General features: G+C 41.0%; 5 protein-coding genes. 3 read left to right on the forward strand and 2 right to left on the reverse strand.

Going from position 1 to position 4,025, the window contains the following annotated elements; all coding sequences use genetic code 11:
- The 3 genes from Q0200_RS01615 to Q0200_RS01625 form a co-directional block, all read left to right on the forward strand.
- Positions 1 to 270 (forward strand): hypothetical protein (locus Q0200_RS01615; RefSeq protein WP_297936976.1); only part of this gene is annotated, 270 nt, incomplete at its 5' end.
- Positions 271 to 330: 60 nt separating this feature from the next.
- The gene (locus Q0200_RS01620; protein WP_297936978.1) at positions 331 to 1,086 is read left to right on the forward strand and encodes an ion transporter; all 756 of its coding nucleotides are present in this window, start codon (positions 331 to 333) and stop codon (positions 1,084 to 1,086) included.
- An 8-nt stretch (positions 1,087 to 1,094) separates the two neighbouring features.
- Positions 1,095 to 2,045, forward strand: a complete 951-nt coding sequence (locus tag Q0200_RS01625; RefSeq protein ID WP_297936980.1) for a hypothetical protein — start codon at positions 1,095 to 1,097, stop codon at positions 2,043 to 2,045.
- Between the two features lie 215 nt (positions 2,046 to 2,260).
- Here the strand turns inward: Q0200_RS01625 and Q0200_RS01630 are convergent, their stop codons facing one another.
- Together Q0200_RS01630 and purH are read right to left on the reverse strand one after the other, a co-directional pair.
- A complete protein-coding gene (locus Q0200_RS01630; RefSeq protein ID WP_297936982.1) occupies positions 2,261 to 2,446 on the reverse strand; it encodes a hypothetical protein in 186 nt (61 codons plus the stop codon).
- A gap of 204 nt (positions 2,447 to 2,650) precedes the next feature.
- Positions 2,651 to 4,025 (reverse strand): bifunctional phosphoribosylaminoimidazolecarboxamide formyltransferase/IMP cyclohydrolase (gene purH, locus Q0200_RS01635; protein WP_297936984.1); only part of this gene is annotated, 1,375 nt, incomplete at its 5' end.

Consider the following 4,025-nt stretch of genomic DNA (forward strand, 5'->3'; position numbering starts at 1 on the left):
TACAAGGCATGCAAGAGCGTAAAGTGGAGCGAATTTACCTCTACCGACAAACGCGAAGTAGTCGAAGCCAAATGCACGCTAAAAGACAAATATAAAAACAAATACAATATCTCCGTCGAAGGCCCGATAGAGCTTACCATACAATTTAATATAAACAAAGATGGAGAAACGTTTGAATTTAGATATGCCGGCATAAGCGCGGACGGCAAAGAAACGCCCGATCTTGGCGCAGAAGCGCTGGCGGCTATATATGCAAATGACGATTCTTAATCGGCAAAGTCCTTTAATGTAGGTCGTTAAGATTATTTCACTAAAATCACAAGGAAATTTATGATAAAAGCATGCATCCAAAGTCTGAAATTTCAAAATTGTATCATCGCAGTTATTGTTTTTAATGCCGTTATTTTAGGCATTGATACGATAGATATGGCTCCGCGATTTAAACAAATACTTCATATGCTTGACGCTGCTTGCTTGGTTATTTATGTAACTGAAATCATATTAAAACTCAGCGTTTATAAATTATATTTTTTCAAAAACGGTTGGAATATCTTCGACTTTATCATCGTCGCTCTTTGTCTTGTGCCAAATATTGAAAATTTAGCGATACTAAGGGCATTTAGAGTACTAAGAGTGCTCAGGCTCCTTTCTATGTTTCCTAGAATGCGCCTTGTGGCAAATGCCCTGCTTAACTCTATAGCTCCAATGTTTAGCATAGGTTTTTTACTCTTTATATTTTTTTACGTTTACGGAATATTATGCTTTAACCTTTTTGGCGAACGATTTCCCGAATTTTTCGGTTCGCTCGGCGGCAGTCTTTATAGTCTTTTTCAGATTATGACGCTTGAGAGTTGGTCGATGGGTATCGCTCGTCCGCTTATCGCCGTGTTTCCTTACGCATGGATAGTTTTCGTAAGCTTTATCCTAATAGTTAGTTTCATAGTCTTAAATTTAGCTATAGGCATAATCGTAAATTCTATTTCCGAGCTTTCAAAAGAAAACCCGGAAGAAAATGAGTTGAACGAAATAAAAAACGAGATAAGCGAGTTAAAAAACAGTATAAAAAATCTTAACCTAAAAGGATAAAAACGAATATGGGATTATTTAATATGAAAAAACAAATTATAAGCGTATTGTTAGCGGTTATTATTTTAAACGGCTGCGGTTCAAATATCGATACGGTTAAAAAATCCACCCTAAAAATCGATGAAACGATAACCGTGGGCGACGCGATAGATAATTATAAAATGTGCAGCGCAGTTTCGTGGAGAGAGTTTGAGACGGATAATGGCAGGCAAATAGTAGAAGCGTCCTGCGATATTACACAATCATACAAAGAACAAGCCGAAAAAAGATATCGACTCTCGCTTCAAAGCGCCAAAGACGCTAAAGATGAGATGCTACAGCATGATCAAAAATATCTTGATGAAAGAATATCGAATTACCAAAAAGAATTTGAAAAAGAAAAGGAAATATATTCGTTTGAAAATGCAAAGAAAAAAATACAAAATAATATAGATTATCAGAAAAAATATATAGAGCAAGAAAAAGAGGAAGCAAAACTACAAGATCAAAGATGCGAGAAACAAAGCGATGTAAAAAGATGCAAAGAGACCAATCAATGGATATTAAACAAACGCATAGAAGACTCCGTCAAAATCGTAAATTATGATTACAGCGAAGAATTTGAAAAAATCAAAAAACGATCAGAAGAAGATATACGAAAGAAAAAAGAATACTTTGAAAATATGATAGAAGAGCAAAAGGCGAATTTTAATAAAAACAGAGAGCGATTTGCTAAGCAAAAGCAAGAAAGAATAAATAGGATCGAGCAAGACTTAAAGTCTTTTTCGGACTCTTATCGAGAAATAACAAAAATCGAATTAATTTTTCAATTTGCCATCAATAAACAAAACGACAAATTTCAACTCAAATATCTAGTGATACACAAACAATATATAGACAAAGAAGCTGAAGAAACCGCACTTAATCCTCAATTAATACTAATGACGATTTATAATAATAGCGAGCTATCCGTTCCTTAAAATAACAATAAAAATTTATTGCCATAAACGGCAATAAATTTTTAATTATTAAAAACAAGCCACCTCAAAACCAATAATTTTACAAATCGTCAAAATTTAATTTTTACTATATTTTTAAAATAAAATAGCTAGTAGAAATTATTTAAAAACACAAAGATTGCCGTTTGGCAGACCAAATTCAATAAGTAATCAGCCAAAGCGGTCCTTTTACGGACTTAGCAATACCTCTTGTAGCCTTTTTTGCAGAGCTGTTTTTTGCCCTCTTGTTTTAGGATTTCGTTTTTGCTCTCGCCGTTATAGGTCGAGTTTTGGTCGCTGTCGCCGACCTTTTCGCCGTTTACGTAGATATTGGCCGCATAAAGCCCCGCCAGAAATGCCAAGAAAATCAAAATTTGCTTCATAAATCGCTTTCAATTAAATTTAATCTCCAAAGCGCAAGCAAATCGCAGTCCAAATTTAAAGACCGGCAAGTCAAATTTGAGAAATTTTAGCAGATCACAAGCAAGGCGTGACAAAAGCACCGTCCACTATGCGGGCTAAATAATATAAAGCGGCGAAACGGCGCAGTCAAATTTACGCCACCTCGCCGCAAAAAAGATCAAATTTTAGTGTAAAAAGTGGCGCACGCCCGTAAAATACATCGCCATGCCATGCTCGTTTGCCGCAGCTACGACCTCGTCGTCGCGGATGCTGCCGCCAGGCTGTATCACGGCTTTTACGCCCGCCTCGCTTGCGATATCGATACTATCGCGGAACGGGAAAAATGCCTCGCTAGCAAGCGCGCAACCGCGTAAATCAAGCCCCATATCGCGCGCCTTGGCTACGGCCGCACGCGCAGCATCCACGCGGCTCGTCATACCCATGCCGATGGCGACCACGGCGCTGTTTTTTACGTAAACGACGCAGTTGCTTTTTGTGAGTGCCGCAACCTTCCACGCGATCTCGAGGTCTTTTAGCTCAGCCTCGTTAGCTGCGCGCGCGGTTTGTAGTTTCATATTTTCTAGCTCGCTAGCTTTCACCTCATCGCTTTGCTGATAGACAAAGCCGCCGTCAACGTGCTTAAAGTCGTATTTGTCGTTTGCGCGCTGTAAAAATTTATTGCCCTGGGTGAAAATTTTGATGCGTTTTTTGGCTTCAAATACCGCAAGCGCGTCCTCGTCCACGTTTGCAGCGATGATGACCTCGACGTAGATTTCGTTGATTTTCTCGGCCAAAGCGCGGTCTAGCGTGCCGTTTATCGCCACGACGCCGCCGTACGCCGAGACAGGATCGCATTTTAGCGCCTCGACGTAGCTTTCTAGCAGATTTGATTTTACGGCAAAACCGCAAGCGTTAGCGTGCTTGACGATGGCGACCGCAGGAGCGGCGTCAAAGCTGCTTGCTAGCGCCAAAGCGGCATTGATGTCGGTAATGTTGTTAAAGCTAGCTTCGCCTTTTAGCGCGGTGAAGTTGTTGCTAAAAAAGTAATCAAACTCGTATAGCGCGCCCTTTTGGTGCGGGTTTTCGCCGTAACGCGCGTCAAAAACCTTGCTGCCGGCGATAAATTTCATCTCGCCAAAACCGTCATTAAAGCGCTCGTTCATGTAGTTTGCGATCATCGAGTCGTAGGTTGCGGTGTGCTCGTAGGCTTTTATCATCAAATTTCGCCTAAAAGTAGCCTTCTTGCTCTCGTCCGCGCCACCTATAACGCGTAAAACCTCGTCATAATCAAGCGGGCTCGTGACGATATATACGCTAGCGAAATTTTTAGCCGCAGAGCGCACCATCGCAGGGCCGCCGATGTCGATGTTTTCGATAATCTCGTCAAAATCATCGGTGCGGATGGTGGTTTGTTTAAACGGGTATAAATTTACGCAGACCAGATCGATGCCGCCGATACCGTGCTGCGCGGCTTGGCTTACGTGGTTTGCGTCGTTTCGCTTGTGCAAGATGCCGCCGTGAATTTTTGGGTGCAGGGTTTTTACGCGCCCCTCAAACATC

It is taken from the genome of uncultured Campylobacter sp. (assembly GCF_938045225.1).
Taxonomy (GTDB): domain Bacteria; phylum Campylobacterota; class Campylobacteria; order Campylobacterales; family Campylobacteraceae; genus Campylobacter_A.